This is a genomic window from Mesorhizobium sp. P170090 (assembly GCF_057786115.1).
On sequence record NZ_JBYNWH010000001.1, the window covers coordinates 542361 to 557991 of the forward strand.

At 65.0% G+C, this 15631-nt stretch carries 16 protein-coding genes; 2 read left to right on the forward strand and 14 right to left on the reverse strand.

Annotated features, from left to right (window positions below):
* Positions 1-24: 24 nt before the first annotated feature.
* From AC3EML_RS02690 to exbB, 7 genes are all read right to left on the reverse strand, one after another.
* Positions 25-945, reverse strand: coding sequence for an ABC transporter permease (locus AC3EML_RS02690; protein WP_352520787.1), 921 nt, complete (start codon positions 943-945; stop codon positions 25-27).
* Between the two features lie 13 nt (positions 946-958).
* On the reverse strand, positions 959-1861 hold the full coding sequence (locus AC3EML_RS02695; protein ID WP_352520786.1) for an ABC transporter permease: 903 nt from the start codon (positions 1859-1861) through the stop codon (positions 959-961).
* On the reverse strand, positions 1839-2453 hold the full coding sequence (locus AC3EML_RS02700) for an ANTAR domain-containing response regulator (protein ID WP_023681458.1): 615 nt from the start codon (positions 2451-2453) through the stop codon (positions 1839-1841). Before AC3EML_RS02700 ends, AC3EML_RS02695 begins: the two co-directional genes overlap by 23 nt.
* Positions 2450-3544, reverse strand: a complete 1095-nt coding sequence (locus AC3EML_RS02705; protein WP_023742167.1) for a transporter substrate-binding protein — start codon at positions 3542-3544, stop codon at positions 2450-2452. Before AC3EML_RS02705 ends, AC3EML_RS02700 begins: the two co-directional genes overlap by 4 nt.
* 171 nt (positions 3545-3715) lie before the next feature.
* Positions 3716-4687 (reverse strand): energy transducer TonB family protein, encoded by a 972-nt coding sequence (locus tag AC3EML_RS02710; protein ID WP_488505152.1) that lies wholly within the window; start codon positions 4685-4687, stop codon positions 3716-3718.
* Positions 4684-5142, reverse strand: coding sequence for a TonB system transport protein ExbD (exbD, locus tag AC3EML_RS02715; protein WP_023818278.1), 459 nt, complete (start codon positions 5140-5142; stop codon positions 4684-4686). The genes AC3EML_RS02710 and exbD overlap by 4 nt, the downstream gene beginning before the upstream one ends.
* Before the next feature lie 6 nt (positions 5143-5148).
* Complete coding sequence (exbB, locus tag AC3EML_RS02720; RefSeq protein WP_352520784.1) at positions 5149-6138, reverse strand: tonB-system energizer ExbB; 990 nt, start codon at positions 6136-6138, stop codon at positions 5149-5151.
* Between the two features lie 326 nt (positions 6139-6464).
* Between exbB and AC3EML_RS02725 the strand changes: the two genes are divergently transcribed.
* The gene (locus tag AC3EML_RS02725) at positions 6465-7133 is read left to right on the forward strand and encodes a cysteine hydrolase family protein (RefSeq protein WP_352520783.1); all 669 of its coding nucleotides are present in this window, start codon (positions 6465-6467) and stop codon (positions 7131-7133) included.
* Positions 7134-7221: 88 nt separating this feature from the next.
* On the opposite strand, the gene AC3EML_RS02730 is transcribed toward AC3EML_RS02725, so the two are convergent.
* Both AC3EML_RS02730 and AC3EML_RS02735 read right to left on the reverse strand, forming a co-directional pair.
* Entirely contained in the window at positions 7222-8178 is a 957-nt protein-coding gene (locus AC3EML_RS02730; RefSeq protein WP_488505153.1) for an LLM class flavin-dependent oxidoreductase, read from the reverse strand.
* A 158-nt stretch (positions 8179-8336) separates the two neighbouring features.
* A complete protein-coding gene (locus tag AC3EML_RS02735) occupies positions 8337-8492 on the reverse strand; it encodes a hypothetical protein (protein WP_023670454.1) in 156 nt (51 codons plus the stop codon).
* Positions 8493-8725: 233 nt separating this feature from the next.
* Here AC3EML_RS02735 and AC3EML_RS02740 point away from each other — a divergent pair, with 233 nt between their 5' ends.
* A complete protein-coding gene (locus AC3EML_RS02740; protein WP_023686096.1) occupies positions 8726-9493 on the forward strand; it encodes an SDR family NAD(P)-dependent oxidoreductase in 768 nt (255 codons plus the stop codon).
* 72 nt (positions 9494-9565) lie between these two features.
* Here the strand turns inward: AC3EML_RS02740 and AC3EML_RS02745 are convergent, their stop codons facing one another.
* The 5 genes from AC3EML_RS02745 to AC3EML_RS02765 form a co-directional block, all read right to left on the reverse strand.
* Positions 9566-10510 carry an ABC transporter permease gene (locus AC3EML_RS02745; protein WP_023747355.1) on the reverse strand — a complete coding sequence of 315 codons (945 nt, stop codon included), beginning with the start codon at positions 10508-10510 and terminating at the stop codon, positions 9566-9568.
* Positions 10507-11562: an ABC transporter permease gene (locus AC3EML_RS02750; RefSeq protein WP_023683937.1), complete on the reverse strand. Its 1056-nt coding sequence runs from the start codon at positions 11560-11562 to the stop codon at positions 10507-10509. Before AC3EML_RS02750 ends, AC3EML_RS02745 begins: the two co-directional genes overlap by 4 nt.
* Positions 11563-11843: 281 nt before the next feature.
* On the reverse strand, positions 11844-13355 hold the full coding sequence (locus tag AC3EML_RS02755; RefSeq protein WP_023747356.1) for an ABC transporter ATP-binding protein: 1512 nt from the start codon (positions 13353-13355) through the stop codon (positions 11844-11846).
* 173 nt (positions 13356-13528) lie between these two features.
* A complete protein-coding gene (locus AC3EML_RS02760) occupies positions 13529-14554 on the reverse strand; it encodes a BMP family protein (RefSeq protein ID WP_023694458.1) in 1026 nt (341 codons plus the stop codon).
* A gap of 128 nt (positions 14555-14682) precedes the next feature.
* Complete coding sequence (locus tag AC3EML_RS02765; protein WP_023694459.1) at positions 14683-15630, reverse strand: ABC transporter permease; 948 nt, start codon at positions 15628-15630, stop codon at positions 14683-14685.
* Between the last annotated feature and the right edge of the window lies 1 nt (position 15631).

The following is a 15631-nucleotide window of genomic DNA, read 5'->3' on the forward strand; positions in this document are numbered from 1 at the left end:
GTGTTCCCTTTCTCTGTTTCATTTTCATCTGAGCTTGATGCGGGGATCGATGAACGGCGCGATGATGTCGGCGAGCAGATTGCCGAGCACGATGGCGAAGGCCGACACCAGCGTGACGCCCATGATGATCGGAATGTCGACGCGCTGGATCGCCTGCCACGCCAGCTGACCGATGCCGGGCCAGCCGAACACGCTTTCGACGACGACGATGCCGCCCATGAAGATGCCGATGTCGATGCCTATCATGGCGATGACCGGCAGGATGGCATTCGGCAGTGCGTGGCGGAATATGATGGCGCTGCGCGCCAGGCCTTTGGCCCGCGCCGTGCGGACATAATCCTGGCGCAGGACGTCAATCATCGACGAGCGCATCATGCGCGCGTACCAGCCGGCGCCGAGTATGCCCATCGTCAGCGACGGCAGCACCAGATGGCGCCAGGTGCCATAGCCGCCGATCGGGAACCAGCTGAGACGCACGGCAAAGACGTAGAGCAGCAACAGGCCGACGACGAATTGCGGCGCCGAGACGCCGACGAAGGAGGCCACCATCAGGGTCTGGTCGGTGGCGGTGCCGCGCTTGACGGCGGCGATCAGGCCCATGGAGAGCCCGATCAGCAGTTCGCACAGGATGGCGCCTACCATCAAAAGCAGGCTGGCCGGCAGCCGCGAGACGATGAGCTCGGTGACCTCGGAGCGCTGTATGTAGGAGCGGCCGAGATCGCCGCTGACGAGCTTCATCAGATAGTGCCAGTACTGGACGACGAAAGGCTGGTCGAGGCCGAGCTGCTGGCGGATGTTTTCCACTGTCTGCGGCGTAGCACTGCGGCCGGCGATCTGGCGCACCGGATCGGCCGGCAGCAGATAGAGCAGCGCAAAAGTGATCAGCGAGACGCCAAGCAGGATGAGCAGCGACTGGATCAGCCGGCGGCCGAGATAGGCGATCATGACCGGCCCCCCATTATTCCTGGCCCCTTTGCGTCGGATCGAGGATGTCGCGCAGCGCGTCGCCGATCAGGTTGAAGGCCAGCGCCAACGCCAGGATTGCGGCGCCGGGGAAGAACACCAGCCAGGGGGCGGCCTGGAAATAGGTCTGGTTCTCGAAAATGATGTTGCCCCACGACGCCGTCGGCGGCTGCACACCGATGCCGAGGAAGGAAAGCGTCGCCTCGAGCAGAACCGTGGTCGAGATGCCGAGCGTGCCCCAGACGATGATGGTCGGCAGCAGATGCGGCAGGATGTGGCGAAACAGGATGCGCGGCGCACTCGCCCCGATGCTGCGCTCGGCATCGATGAACTCGCGTTCGGCCAGCGACGATGTCTCGGTGTAGATGACACGCGCCGTCTGCACCCAGTTGACCAGCGCGATGACCATGGCGACGATCCACAGGCTGGGCTGAAACACTGCCGCCAGGCAGATGGCGAGCAGCAGCGCCGGGAACGCCATCATCAGATCGGTGAAGCGCATCAGCGCGCTGCCGATCCAGCCGCGGAAATAGCCTGCGGTGACGCCCACCAAAGTGCCGATCAAAAGCGCCACGCCATTGGCGACGATGCCGATGATCAGCGAGGTGCGGGCGCCGTAGAGGATGCGGGTCAAGAGGTCACGTCCGAGCAGGTCGGTGCCGAGCCAGTACTGGGCGCTGGGCGGCAGCGGCGAGCCCTCGATGGTCAGGCCGTCGAACATCTGCTCGTTGGGGTCATAGCCGGTCAGCCGGGGCGCCAGCACAGCGCCGGCAAGGACAATGGCGACGATGACCAGGCCGAGCAGCGCGAGGCGGCGTTTCACCAGCCGGCGCCAGACACCGGCGCGCGGCTTGACCGGCATGCGCACCGGCAGATCAGGCGCGATGGGACTGGTCATCGCCGCCTTCTTCCCCCGTCGCTTCCTCGCTTGTCATTGCCACGATCCGACGCGCGGCATCCTCGACGCTGATCTGCCAGCTCATCGCCAGCGAACGCAGCTGCGCATAGGCGCGCTCGTCGTCGCTGCCTTTCGACAAGGCCGTCACCGCGCGCACGATGGTCTGGCGCTCGGCGACGCGCTGGCGCAGCGACGCTATCTCGCCGGCTAAATGTTTTCGGGCCTCGAAACTCTGTCTCGCGATCAACAGAGCGCTGTAGACGCCGGCATTGCCGACCGGCTTCAGCAGCTGCGCATCGGCCTTGTGCGACAGCGCCCATTCGATACGCCCCGGCGCCTCGGAACCGATCAGCGCCACCAGCGGCATCGGCGCCTCACCTGCTTTCCACGGGAATTGCTCGTCAAAGCCGAGATCGGCATCGAAGAAAACGAAATCGGCGGCGAGAGCTTCCGGCGGCAATTCCGGCCAGCAGTCGATCGTAGCCAGGCCGATGGCCGACAATTGCCTGGTGATGGCCTGCACCGTCGGATGCGGGCGATGCAGGATGAAAGCCCGCGCGCCGCCGAGATTGGGGATGCGCGTCCGGGTCATGACACCACTCTCAGACGCGGACGGCCGAACGTCTTGGCGGGGTCGTAGCGCGACAGATATGGATCCGGCGCGACCTCATCCTCCTGGCTGACGACCTCGAAGAAGCCATCGGCGATCCGGCCGATGATCACCGGCAGCGTCGCGTGCTGGGAGTGGGCGTCGATGGCGATCGGCCCGAGCCGGGTGGAGAAGCGCCGCTCGGCGAAGGCTTTGGAAAATTCCGCCGGGCCGGCATCGGCATCGCGCGATAGCACGTCGGCCATCACCTGCACCGAGGCATAGGCGGAGGCCTCGAAGGACGAAGCGAAGGCAGCCGGCCGGGGCGCGAAATAGGGCCCGACCGACAGATGCCCTTTCCCTGTCTCGCCGATCGCCGGCAACTCGCCTTCGGTGAGGTTGCAGGAGATGACGGGGCAGTTTTCCGGCCTGAATGCCGCATCCTTATCGCCCAACTCGCGGTAAGCCGCCAGGAAGGCATACGACGAGGTGCCGATCAGATTGTTGAGGATGAAGCTCGGCCTCGTCGCCCGGATTTCCGCGATGAGCCGCGACACGTCAGTCTCGCCGATGCGCAGATAGCGCTCGCCCAGCACTTTGCCGCCGGCATCCGCGATCAGGTCGCGCGCCACGCGGTTCATCTCCCAGCCCCAAATGTAGTTCGAGCCGAGCAGGAAGCCGTTGGCGCCGAAACGCGGCACGACATGCGCCATCAGCGGAACCAGATGCTGGTTGGGGCAGGCGTGCATGTAAACGACATGCTCGTTGGCCTCGAACCCTTCATAGGGGCAGGCATACCAGAGCATGCCGCCGGCCTTCTCCAGCACCGGGATGGTTTCCTTGCGGCTCCACGAGGTGACGCAACCGACGACATGGCGCGCGCTGCTGGTCCTGAAAATGTCCTCGCACAAAGTCGCGTAGCGATCGGCATTACTTTGCGGATCGCGCTCGACCGGAACCAGTTCGATGCCATAGCTCCGATCGGCATTGATGTCGGCGATGGCGCGCATGGCGCCCATCCGGCACGCATCGGAGACCAGCTGGTAGCTGCCCGAACGGGAATACAGGATGCCGATCTCGATACGCCGTTTCAAACCGATCCTCAGAAATGACAATGCCCCGCAGCCAGCGCCGGAGGGCGAGGCATGCGAGGCATATTTGCCGCCCGGCGACCAAGGCCGGTATTTTGCGCTAGCGTATTCGGTCCGGCGGGTCAGTCAAGCGGGAAAGTACGTGGTCATGGGATCGGCCTTGTCCGGCTGCTTCTAGTTCCGCAGCGTGAACATCAAAGGCGCCACGACAGCCGTACCGGCCTTCTCAGGCGGTGGCGCGGGCACCGTCGCACCCTGCAGAATGCTGAGCGCGGCGCGATCGAGATCGGCGTCCCCCGAAGATCGTGTCAGCCGGACGGAGGTCACCTTGCCCGAAGCGCTGACGACGAAGGTCACATTTGCGGTACCCACGGCGCGCCGCGACCTTGCCGCGCTCGGGTAGCGCTTGTGCCGATTGATCCATCCGATCAGCTGGGAGTTCCATTTGCTTGCACTGACTGATGATCCTCTCGATTGCGAAGCCTTCGGCGCCGACGCCTTCGCCGCTGCCTTTTGATCGACACTGGCTGTCACGACCGCTTTCGCCGGCGCGGCCTTTTCCTTCTTCTCTTTCTTCGGTTTCGGCTTGGGTTTTTCGGCAGCCTTCTTCGCCTTCTCGATCGGCTTGTCCTCCACCGGCTTGTCCTCCGCCGGCTTGGTCTCTACCGGCCTGGTCTGCAGCGGAATGACCACATCCGGCGCTATGGTCGGGACGATGTCGGGCACCACCTCATCCAGCGGCGGCGATTGATCGGGCTGCTCGGCCGCTGCCGTCTCGATCGGAGCGGCGGGTTGAACCGCTTCCGTCTTCTCGGCGACCGGCTCCGGCTGACCGGGCTCGGGCTCCACGACGGGCTTCAGTTCGGCAACCGCCTCCTCGATCTGGTTCGGCGGCTCAGGCGTCACCACGTCGGCCGCTAAGTCCTCCTGCACCGCCGGCGCCACCATCATCGGCGACAGCTCGATAGCCACAGCCAGCGGCGGGCCGCCATCGGCCATGTTGGCCAGGCTGAAGCTCTGGACTGCATAGGCGATCGCGACATGCGCGCCGACAATGACAATGGCCGCAGCCGCCCACAAACCGATCTCGCGCGCGCCGGCGCCCGGCGGGTCGGCGGTGGGAACGGCCGCGGCCAGTTGCGTCATGGGGCGGCGCCTGGTTGCGGCGGGGATGCGTCCGCTGGCACCGTCTCCAGCCCGACCAGCGCGATCTTCAGATAACCGGCGCCGCGCAGCAGGTTCATCACCTCCATCAACTCGCCATAGCCGACCGCCTTGTCGGCACGCAGGAAGATGCGGGTCTGCTTATCGCCCTTGGTTCTGCCGTCGAGCACGGAGGCAAAAGCCTGGCGCGGCACGCTGTCATTGCCGATCGCGAGCGTCAGATCGTCCTTCAGCGTCAGGAACAGCGGCGTTTCCGGCCGCGGCGCCGGTGTCGCGGTCGAACCCGGCAGATCGACATTGACGTCGACTGTCGCCAACGGGGCAGCGACCATGAAGATGATCAGCAGCACCAGGATGACGTCGATGAACGGCGTCACGTTGATCTCGTGGCTTTCCTCGAGATCGCCGTCGACAGTCTCGCGAATTCTAGCCGCCATGGCCCATCACTCCGCCGCCAGCGCGGGCGCCTGCGGCACCGTGCGGAAATCGAGATCGCGGCTGACCAGCCGTTCGACCCCGGCCGAGGCATCGGCAAGGAGCTGCCGGTAGCCGGCTATCGACCGCGCAAAGACGTTGTAGATGACCACCGCGGGAATGGCCGCGACCAGGCCCATCGCCGTGGCGAGCAGCGCCTCGGCGATGCCGGGCGCGACGACCGCGAGGTTGGTGGTCTGCGCCTGCGAGATGCCGATGAAGGCGTTCATGATGCCCCAGACGGTGCCGAACAAGCCCACGAAGGGCGCCGTCGAGCCGATCGTCGCCAGCACGCCGGTGCCGCGCGACATGCGCCGCGCCGCCGCCGCTTCGATGCGCGACAGGCGCGACGTCACGCGTTCCTTCAGCCCGTCGCCGGTGACATGGCCGAGCGCACCGGCCGAAAGGGCAGTCTCTTCCTCGGCCGCCCGCACCAAAAGCGCACCGGGGCCGCCACTGTTGCCAAGCGCGCGCCCGGCCTGGCGCAGCGTGGCGGCATTGCCGATGGCGCGCGCAGCGCGACGGGCGCCGAGCTTGCCGAAGAGAATCTCCAGCGATTTGGCCAGCCACACCGTCCAGGTGACCAGCGAGGCGAAGGCCAACCCGATCATCACCGCCTTGACGATGATGTCGGCGGCCATGAACATGCCCCAGGGCGACAGATCGTGCGGCAGCGTCAGCGATATTGCCGAAGGCTCGGTCTGCGCGGATGCACCGGGCTGGGTTGCCGGCTGTGGCGCGGTCGGCGCCGCCTGCCCGGCAGTTGGCGAAGCCGGCGCGACAGGCGCAGCCGGTGCGGGCCGTTCGACTGCGACCGGGGCAAGCTGGGCCGCCGACCGGGCAGCTGCAGCGGGTTCCGTCGTCACCCTGGGCTGCGTGTTTGGCTGCTCTTGCGCAGCAGCGCTGCCGGCCGACAGCATGACCGCGGCCAGCGCCGCCAACAAACCATTTCTGGACACGCTTCGTCCTCGCTTCGTCATTGCACGTACCGATCGGCTGGTCGGTGACGGAATGTCGACCCCGAAAATCCAGCCACTGGTTCTGGCTTCTCTCAAACGCGGCACAGCCGCTGGAAACAATTCAGGCGGCCGAGTGCCCTGCTTGACTATAAAACATGATTTTACTAGTCAACAAACAAGATGGCTTTTTTGGCCAACGATTATCGGCGCGATGTCTCAGCGGCACATCGTCCTGGCGTCGGTCTACCTGGTGTCGTCGCACTGAGGGATGGACGGCCGCAGGGTTGCTGGGCCACGATACCGGGCAGCAATTGAGGCAGGCTGCGATGATCAAGGCGATACCGTTCGATTTCCCCTATGACGGCCGGCTGGTGCCGGCAAACACCGCGCTGCTGGTCATCGACCTGCAGGAGGATTTCCTCTCGCCGACCGGCTATTTCGCCAGGAAGGGTTATGACCCCGCGCCGCTGCGCGCCATCCTGCCGACAGTTAACCGACTGATATCAGCGGCACGTGCGGCCGGCCTCACCATCATTTACACCAGGCAGGGATATCGCGGCGACATGGCCGACATGACGCCGTACGAGAGATGGCGCCGCAAGCGGGCGGGTCACGAAGGCACCGACGTGCTGCTGCGCTCCGGCCCCGGCTTTCAGATCGTCGCCGAGATCGACGTCGCGCCGCACGACATCATCGTCGACAAGACCTGCAACAGCGCCTTCACCTATACGGATCTGGAGCTTGTGCTGCGCGCACGCGGCATCACCCATCTGATCTTTTCCGGCTGCACGACCGATGTCTGCGTGCACACGACGCTGCGCGAGGCCTGCGACCTCAATTTCCAGTGCCTGACCATCGCCGACGCCTGCGCCAGCGGCGACAAATACGCGCATGACGCGGCGCTGCATATGGTGACGGTGGAGGACGGGGTGTTTGGTGCGCTGACGGAATCTGGCGCGGTGCTGGAGGCGCTGGCAGTGCTGAGTGGTGATTAGACGCTGGCGGGACAGCACCCCTCTGCCCTGCCGGGCAGAGGGGGGTGTGACGGAACGCTACGAAATAGCTTTCATTCCACCCGCAAATTCACCCTGCGTGAATATCCGACCCGCCCCGCGAGGCAAACGCGCCGGGCTGCGGCACCTCCGCCTCCCGGCGTGCCAGCGAGTTGCGCAAGAGCGCGATCGTCTCGCGGCCGACGCTGGCGATCTCGCGCGGCCGGTCGACACCGACGATCATGAACTCGCTGATGCCCAGCGCCGCATAGGGCAGCAGCGACAGGGCGATCTGCGCCGGTGGTCCGGAAAGTTCGACCGCCTTGTGTCCGACGGTAGAGGCGCCACCCTCCGAGCGGACCCGGACCGGAAGCGCAAAACGCAGCTTGCCGGCGCGGCCATGCTCGGCGGCGGCGCTGCGCGCCCGTTCCATCAGCTGGCGGATCTCGTCGAGCGAACCAGCCGTGAGTTCAAACACGTCGGCATGGCGGCCGGCGACCTTGAGCGCGGTGCCGGACTGGCCACCCATGCGGATGATCACGTCGACGCCATGCGGCCCCTTGCGCGGCACATAGCCACCCTTGATGCTGTAGAACGCACCTTCATGGTCGAAGGGCCGGTCGTTCGACCACAGCCGCTTCAGCAGCACCAGATATTCGTCGATGCGCTGCCAGACCACGGTGTGGCCGACCGGACGCGTCTCGGCATCGTCGTCATCCAGCGGCTCGCTCAGCATCCTCAGCGCCAGCCGGCCGCCGCTCCTGGCGTCGAGCGCCGCCAGTTGCCGCGCCGCAACGGCTGGCGCGATCACGCCGGCCCAGTGCGTCAGCACCACTTCCAGCGACGAGGTGCGGTCCAGCGCCTGGGCGGCGATGTCCATATTGGTCAACAGCCCGGCCGGGTCGTCGACGACGATGTTCTGGAAGCCGAAATCCTCGATCAGCGACAGCTTGGTCGCCGTCTCGACGAAATCATAGAAGAACGGTACGGCCGAACCGGCATCGGCGGCGTGCGTTTTACCGGGAACATGCGTGAACTCGATCGGCATTGCCATCTCCTCCATCACGTTGGATGTATGTCGCCCCCGGTTTTGAGACGACGACATGCGTAAAAACAAGCATCAGCGCCAAAGCGCGTCCGCGTTCGGTTCATCAACTCCGGTCACTCACTGAAAGCGCTAGGTCGCCACCCTTTCGGCCTGATCGGTCAGGGAATCAAGCCGAGCACGACTGCCCCGGTGAACACGAACGCAAGGGCAAAGACGAGATAGGCGAAAGCGCCGGCATAGGCCGGGCGGAAAGCCTGGCTATTGGCCAGCCTCTGGCTGGTGCGGTCCGTCTCGGCGTTCTGGATATAGGACATATCGACCTCCGTCTTGCGGATTAATCTATAAAATCAGTAGACTTTGTCGAGTGCTATTTTTTGGCGATATGTAGAACGATTTTCTCAGTATTCCTTATTATTTGGTTTGGGATTGCTGGGAGACCCCTGTTGGCGACAAGCGAGCGACAAGCTTGGCCGACATCTGCATAGGCGATAGCATCGCCATTCCGGCGTAAATGCGGATCATTTCGATCGGGAACGGGGAACAGAACATGGGTACAAGACTAGCCGGCAAGATTGCAATCATCTCGGGCGGCGCGACCGGAATGGGCGGAGCGGCCTCGGAATTGTTCGCCGCCGAAGGCGCCAAGGTGGCGATCATCGACCGCAATGGCGAGGCGGCGGCAGCCACTGCGGCGGCGATACGCGCGCGGGGACATATCGCCGAACACTGGGTGGCCGACGTCTCGGACGAGGCGCAGGTCGAGGCCGCAGTGAAGGCGGCGACTGCCAGGCTCGGCCCGGCCACGGTGTTGTTCAACCATGCCGGCACCATCGTGATAAAGCCGTTCCTGGAGACGACAGTGCAGGAATGGGACTGGCTGCATGCGGTCAATGTCCGCTCGATGTTCCTGATGACGCGCGCCGTGTTGCCGGGCATGATCGCTGCCGGTGGCGGTTCGATCGTCTGCACCTCGTCGATCTCGGCTGTGGCGGCCACACCCATGGAGGTGCTCTACGACACCACCAAGGGCGCCTGCCACATGTTCGCGCGCGCCATCGCAGTCGAATTCCGCGACCGCAACATACGCTGCAACGCCGTCTGTCCCGGCTTCATCCGCACGCCGCACGGCCTGCGCGAGGTCGCCGATCTCGGCAAGCTCGGCGTCGACGTGTCGGACGCCGCATTGGCCGCACAGCAGGGCCGCATCGGTGAGCCGGAGGAAGTGGCCAAGGCAGCGCTGTACCTCGCCAGCGATGAGTCCAGCTTCGTTAACGGGACGCATCTGTTTGTCGATAATGGTTTTACGGCGATGTGAGTATCCCAGGCTTGGCGCCCTTCCTCTCCCCCGTCGATCGGGGGAGAGGAAGGGCGCCAAGTCCTACTCGCCTTACCGCTCTTCTCGTCGAAACGGCTTCAGCAGCGCCGACGGCGCAACCGCGTTGCGTGACATCACGGCCATCGCGACGATGGTGAAAATGAAGGGCAGCATCAAGAACGCCTCATAGGGAATATGCCCGAGGCCGCTCGCCTGCATGCGCAATTGTAGCGCATCGACGAAGGCGAACAGCAGCGCCGCGCCCGCAGAGCGCCACGGGTCCCAGCGGCCGAACACGACCAGCGCGATCGCCACCCAGCCACGGCCCGACACGACACCAAAGGTGAAGGCGTTGAACTGTGCCATGGTGAGGAAGGCGCCCGCAAGCCCCATCAGCGCACCGCCGAGGATGACCGCCTGGAAGCGCGTGGCGATGACGCTGACCCCAGCGGAATCAGCGGCGCGCGGGTTCTCGCCGACCATCCGCACCGACAGCCCCCAAGGCGTGCGGTAGAGCACGAAAGCAGCGACCGGGATGGCAATGATTGCCAAGTAGACCAGCGCAAACTGGTTGAAAACCGCTGACCCCAGAACCGGAATATCCGACAGCAGCGGGATCGGCAGCGTCTGAAAACCCTTGATGCTGGGCGGCACCGATTGCTGGCCGAAGGTCAGACGGTAGAGGAAATAGGCAAGGCCCGACGAGAACAGGGTGACGCCGATGCCGCAGACATGCTGGCTGAGGCCGAGCGCCACCGTGAACAGCGCATGCAGCGCGCTCATCGCCATGCCGGTCAACACCGCGGCCAGCACCCCGAGCCACAGGCTGCCGCTGAGGCTGGCGGCGGTAAAGCCGGTCATCGCGCAGAGCAGCATGATGCCTTCGATACCGAGATTGAGCACGCCGGCCCGCTCGGAGAACATCTCGCCCAGCGTGGCAAATGCCAGCGGCGTGGCGATGCGGATAATGGCGGCGAGGAAGCCGACCTGAAAAATCTGTTCGAACACCGCGCTCATAAGGCGGCACCGACGCGGCGGATGCGATAGGCCGTGAACAGCAGCGCCACCAGCATGGCGAGCAGCGCCGTGCCCTGGATGACATCGCTGAGGAACGCCGGCACGCCGGTGGCGCGCGACATCGCTTCGGCGCCGGTCATCACGGCGGCCAGGAAGATCGCCGCCGGTACGACGCCGAGCGGATTGAGCCTGGCCAGCATGGCAACGACGATGCCGGAATAGCCATAGCCCGGCGAAATGTCGCTCATCACCTGGAAATGCACGCCGCCGACCTCGCCGACGCCGGCAAGCCCGGCCAGCGCGCCCGACAGCAGCGCCGTCGAGATCAGCACCCGCTCGACATGTATGCCGCCATAGCGGGCGGCTTCCGGGCTTTCGCCGGTGACCCTGATCCGGAAGCCGAGCGTGGTGCGCACGATCAGGAACCAGATCAACGGGGCCGCGATCAACGCGGCGATGACACCCAGATGCAGCCTTGTGCCTTCGAGCAGCACCGGGAAATTCGCCGAATCCTCGATCGGCGGCGAGATCGGATAGCCGCTGAACGAGTCCTTCCACGGCCCCTCGATCAGCGCCATCAGCGCATAGTAGATGACCGAGTTGAGCAGCAGCGAGCTGACGACGTCATCCACCTTGAATTTGACCCTGAGCGTCGCGGGCACCAGCGCTACCGCGGCACCGGCAGCAGCGCCCGCCAGCGCCATCGACAGGATCGCCAGCGCGCCCGGCATTGGGATGGCGCCGACGAAGCAGCTGGCCACGGCGCCGGCCAGCAATTGGCCCTCGGCGCCGATGTTCCAGAATTTGGCCCGGAAGGCGACGGCCACAGCCAGCCCGGTGAAGATCATCGGGGCGGCGCGCACCAGCGTTTCGGTGATGGCATAGCTGTCGCCGAACGAGGCCGACAGCATCACGCCATAGGCCTCAAGCACGCCGGCGCCTGCCAGCGCGATGAGGCCGCTGCACAGGACCAGCGCTGCGCCGATGGCCAGCAGCGGCAAAGCGAGATTGAACCAGGCGGGGGTGGAACTGCGGGCTTCGAGGCGGAACATCAGCTATGCCCCTCCGCCGCCCAGACGGTCGCGCCGCCCTTCATCCGCCTGCCGGCACCTTCTCCCCGAATAGACACGGGGAGAAGGGATCCGGGCCCTATGCAACTCCCCTCTTGCAGCTGTGGTGATTGGCGAAACCATGGGTGAGAGCCCCTCTCCCCGTCTCTATACGGGGAGAGGATGCCGGCAGGCAGGTGAGGGGCAGCGCTGACGCTTAAAGTCAGCCAAAAGCGGGCAGTATTATTTGAGGTTTCTGCGAGGAACCGAGTGAGAAAGTCCATCTAGGCTCTGCCCTCCGCCCCGGTCATCAGCAGCCCAAGCCGCGCGATGGTCGCATCGGCGCTGTCCAGCGTGCCGGCGATGCGGCCCTCATACATCACCGCGATGCGGTCGCAGAGCACCAGCAGCTCTTCGAGATCCTCGCCGATGACGATGATCCCGCAGCCCTTGGCACGCATGTCGAGGAATTTTTCGTGGATGAAGCGGGCGGCACCGATGTCGAGGCCGCGCGTCGGCTGCGAGACGATCAGCACCTTCGGGTCGAAAGCCAGTTCGCGCGCCAGCAGCGCCTTCTGCAGATTGCCGCCCGACAGCGCGCCGGCGCGGGTCATCGGCCCGGGGCACCTGATGTCATAGGCCTTGATCTGTTCTTCGGCGAAGGCGCGGATCGCATCTGGCTTGAGCAGGCCCCGGCTGCTGAAAGCCGCAGTACCAATGCGCGGCAACACCATGGAATCGGCGAGCGGCAGATTGGTGACCAGCCCGGTCGTCATACGGTCTTCCGGGATGCGGCCAAGGCCGAGCGCCTGCACCTCGCGCGGGGAGAACCGCGTCACAGGTTTGCCGGCTATCGTCATCACGCCGGCGTCGGGCGCGCGCGTGCCGGAAATCACCTCGGCCAGTGCCCGCTGGCCATTGCCGGAGACCCCGGCAATGCCGAGGATTTCGCCCGCGCGAACGGCAAGCGATACATCGCGCAGCGGCGTCCCCGAATGCCGTGAGGTGGAAATACCGTCGAGCGTCAGCACCGCCGCGCCTGGGGTCGAAGGTCCTCTTGCCGGCGGCACGATCTCATGGCCGCACATCAGCTGCGCCATTTCTGCCGATGTCGTGTTCGCCGGATCGTCGACACGGCCGGCGACGCGGCCGTGCCGCAACACGGTGCAGCGATGGGTGAGCGCCCGCACCTCGTTCAATTTATGCGAGATGAAGATGATGCCGAGCCCCTGCGCCGCCATCGAGCGCAGCGCCGAAAACAGCCCGTCGACCTCGCTCGGCGCCAACACCGCCGTCGGCTCGTCGAGGATCAACAGCCTGGCGCCGCGAAACAGCGCCTTGACGATTTCGAGCCGCTGCTGCTCGCCGACCGACAGCGCGGAGACAGGCAGGTTGGGGTCCAGCGTCAGCCCATACTGACGGCTGATGTCGGACAACCGGGCAAGTCCGCCGGCGCGGTCGATGCGGCCGGATTTGCCGGGAATGCCAATCAGAAGGTTTTCCAGGACCGTCAGCCTTGGCGCCAAATGAAAATGCTGGTGCACCATGCCGATGCCGGCGGCCAGCGCATCGGCCGAACTGGTGATCCGCACGGTCTTGCCCTGGATAAGAATTTCGCCGGCATCCGGCGCATAGGCGCCGAACAGCACATTCATCAGCGTCGTCTTGCCGGCGCCGTTTTCGCCCAGCAGGCCGAGGATCTCACCTGGGGCGACGCTTAGATCGACAGCCTCATTCGCCTTGACGGCGCCGAAGCTCTTGGTGATGCCGCGCATTTCGATGAGAGGGGCGGACAAAGGTGCTCCTGCGGAGATACCCCTCCCCCTCGAGGGGAGGGTGCCGAGCGAAGCGAGGCGGGTGGGGTCACCTCAACTGCCTCAACCCATGACTTAGCAGGATGGAGCACTTCGCGGAGGACCCCACCCGGCCCTGCGGGCCACCCTCCCCTCAAGGGGGAGGGTACGCCGAGCTAATCCGAAACCGGCGTGTTCTCATCCACATCCACCCGGAAATTGCCTTCCAGGATCTCGGCCTTCTTCTTCTCGACCAGATCCTTCACATCCGCCGGCAGCGTCTTGTCGAATTTATGGTAGGGCGCCAGGAACGACCCGCCCTTGGCCATGCGCGAGAAATCGCCATAATCCTGCGCGGTGAAGACACCGGCCTTGACCAGCTTGATCGCCTGCTCGACCGTCGGATACATGTCCCAGACCGGCCCGGTTATGACCGTGTCGGGGCCGAGGCTCGACTGGTCGGACATGTTGGAGATGGCGAGGATCTTCTTGTCCACCGCCGCCTCGATGACGCCGAAGCGCTCGGCATAGATGACATCGACGCCGGCATCGATCTGGGCGACCGCCGCTTCCTTGGCCTTGGGCGGATCGAAGAACGAGCCAATGAAGGCGACCTTCTTCTTGATGTTGGGATTGACCTCCTTGGCGCCGGCAAAGAAGGCGTTGACCAGCCGGTTCACTTCCGGAATGCCCATGGCCGCCACCGCGCCGATCGTGCCCGACTTCGACATCTTGCCGGCGATCATGCCGGACAGATAGGCCGGCTCGTGGATCCAGTTGTCGAAGACGCCGAAATTGGGCTCGGCCGGGCCGGCGCCCGAGCCGAACAGCCATGCCGTCTTCGGGAACTGCTTTGCCGTGCGGCGCGATTCACGCTCGGCGGCGAAGGCGTCGCCCAGCACCAGCTGGTACCCGCCTTGCGCATATTCGCGCATGACGCGGCTGAAATCGGCGGTCTGCACCTTTTCCGACCATTTGTATTCGATGCCGAGTTCCTTCTCGGCCTTCTGCAGGGCGACGTGGATCTGGTTGTCCCACGGCTCCTCGATCGGCGTGGCGAAGATCGCCGCCACCTTCAGCTTCTTGTCCTTGGCGAGGGCTGCACCCGGCAGCATGGCTGCGGCCAGGCCAAGTGCGCCGAGTTCCAGCACGTCGCGCCGCGACAGGCCGGTCGATTGCGATTTGTTTTTCCGGTTTTCCATCTAGTGCCCCTCTGTTTGACAGCCGTGTCGAGCCGACTGTTCCGAAATCAGACGCGGAACTATGGAACGGGTGCGGACTTTTGTCCACATGGTCAAATTTGGCGGGACTGCTGCCGGGCTCACGCCTTTTAGCGCAGCGCTTTCTCGCCGCCGGCTACGGTGATGACGCCGACGATGATCAGCCCGGTCAGCAACAGCCGAACGCCGGCGCTGACGCCGAACGTGTTGAGCATGGTCAGAAGCAGCACCAGGAACAGCGCCGCGCCCCAGACACCGGGAACATTGGCCTTGCCACCGGCGACCGAGGTGCCGCCGATGACGACGACGGCGATCGAGGCCAGCAGGTACTCGTTGCCGATATCGACATTGGCGCCGCGGAAATAGCCGGCGAGCAGCGCCCCGTCCATGCCGCCGAGCGCGCCCGACAGCGTGTAAGTCAGGAAGCGGGTGCGGCCGACATTGACGCCGGCAAGCCACGCGGCGCGGATGTTCTGGCCGATCGCCAGCACCGAGCGGCCATAGATCATGCGCTGCAAGGCGATGGCCGCACCGATGCTGAACAATACGGTAAGGATCGCCAGCACTGGAATGCCCAGGATTTGCCAGTTCGCAAAATCGGCAAAGCCGGGCGGCGGCTTGATCTGCAGGCCACGCCCATAGCTGATGTCGATCGACTGGATGATGAAGCTGGCCGACAGAGTGGCGATGATCGGCGGGATCCTCAGCGCCCAGATCAGGAGATAGTTGACGGCACCGATGGCGGCGCCGCAGGCGAGCGCGGCGAGCAGCCCGACCACGATCATGGAATCGCTGCCGCCCATGACCTTCATGGCGACGGCACTGGCGAGCCCGATATTGGCCGGCAGCGACAGGTCGACATTGCCTGGCCCGAGCGTGATGACGAACATTTGGCCGACTCCGACGATGACGGTGAACACCGCCAGCGACAGTGCCGCCGTGACCATGCCACCGCCGCCATAGCCGCCGGTGAAAGCGATGGTCGCCAGCCAGACGAACATCGCGCCGATGAACGACCATATCCAGGGTTTGGCGGCCAGCGATTTAACCAGCGTCATC

Coding starts and splice junctions, on each gene's coding strand:
- AC3EML_RS02690 (WP_352520787.1), bottom strand. CDS start 945: ATGATCGCCTATCTCGGCCGCCGGCTGATCCAGTCGCTGCTCATCCTG.
- AC3EML_RS02695 (WP_352520786.1), bottom strand. CDS start 1,861: ATGACCAGTCCCATCGCGCCTGATCTGCCGGTGCGCATGCCGGTCAAG.
- AC3EML_RS02700 (WP_023681458.1), bottom strand. CDS start 2,453: ATGACCCGGACGCGCATCCCCAATCTCGGCGGCGCGCGGGCTTTCATC.
- AC3EML_RS02710 (WP_488505152.1), bottom strand. CDS start 4,687: ATGACGCAACTGGCCGCGGCCGTTCCCACCGCCGACCCGCCGGGCGCC.
- exbD (WP_023818278.1), bottom strand. CDS start 5,142: ATGGCGGCTAGAATTCGCGAGACTGTCGACGGCGATCTCGAGGAAAGC.
- AC3EML_RS02725 (WP_352520783.1), top strand. CDS start 6,465: ATGATCAAGGCGATACCGTTCGATTTCCCCTATGACGGCCGGCTGGTG.
- AC3EML_RS02730 (WP_488505153.1), bottom strand. CDS start 8,178: ATGCCGATCGAGTTCACGCATGTTCCCGGTAAAACGCACGCCGCCGAT.
- AC3EML_RS02735 (WP_023670454.1), bottom strand. CDS start 8,492: ATGTCCTATATCCAGAACGCCGAGACGGACCGCACCAGCCAGAGGCTG.
- AC3EML_RS02740 (WP_023686096.1), top strand. CDS start 8,726: ATGGGTACAAGACTAGCCGGCAAGATTGCAATCATCTCGGGCGGCGCG.
- AC3EML_RS02745 (WP_023747355.1), bottom strand. CDS start 10,510: ATGAGCGCGGTGTTCGAACAGATTTTTCAGGTCGGCTTCCTCGCCGCC.
- AC3EML_RS02750 (WP_023683937.1), bottom strand. CDS start 11,562: ATGTTCCGCCTCGAAGCCCGCAGTTCCACCCCCGCCTGGTTCAATCTC.
- AC3EML_RS02760 (WP_023694458.1), bottom strand. CDS start 14,554: ATGGAAAACCGGAAAAACAAATCGCAATCGACCGGCCTGTCGCGGCGC.
- AC3EML_RS02765 (WP_023694459.1), bottom strand. CDS start 15,630: ATGACGCTGGTTAAATCGCTGGCCGCCAAACCCTGGATATGGTCGTTC.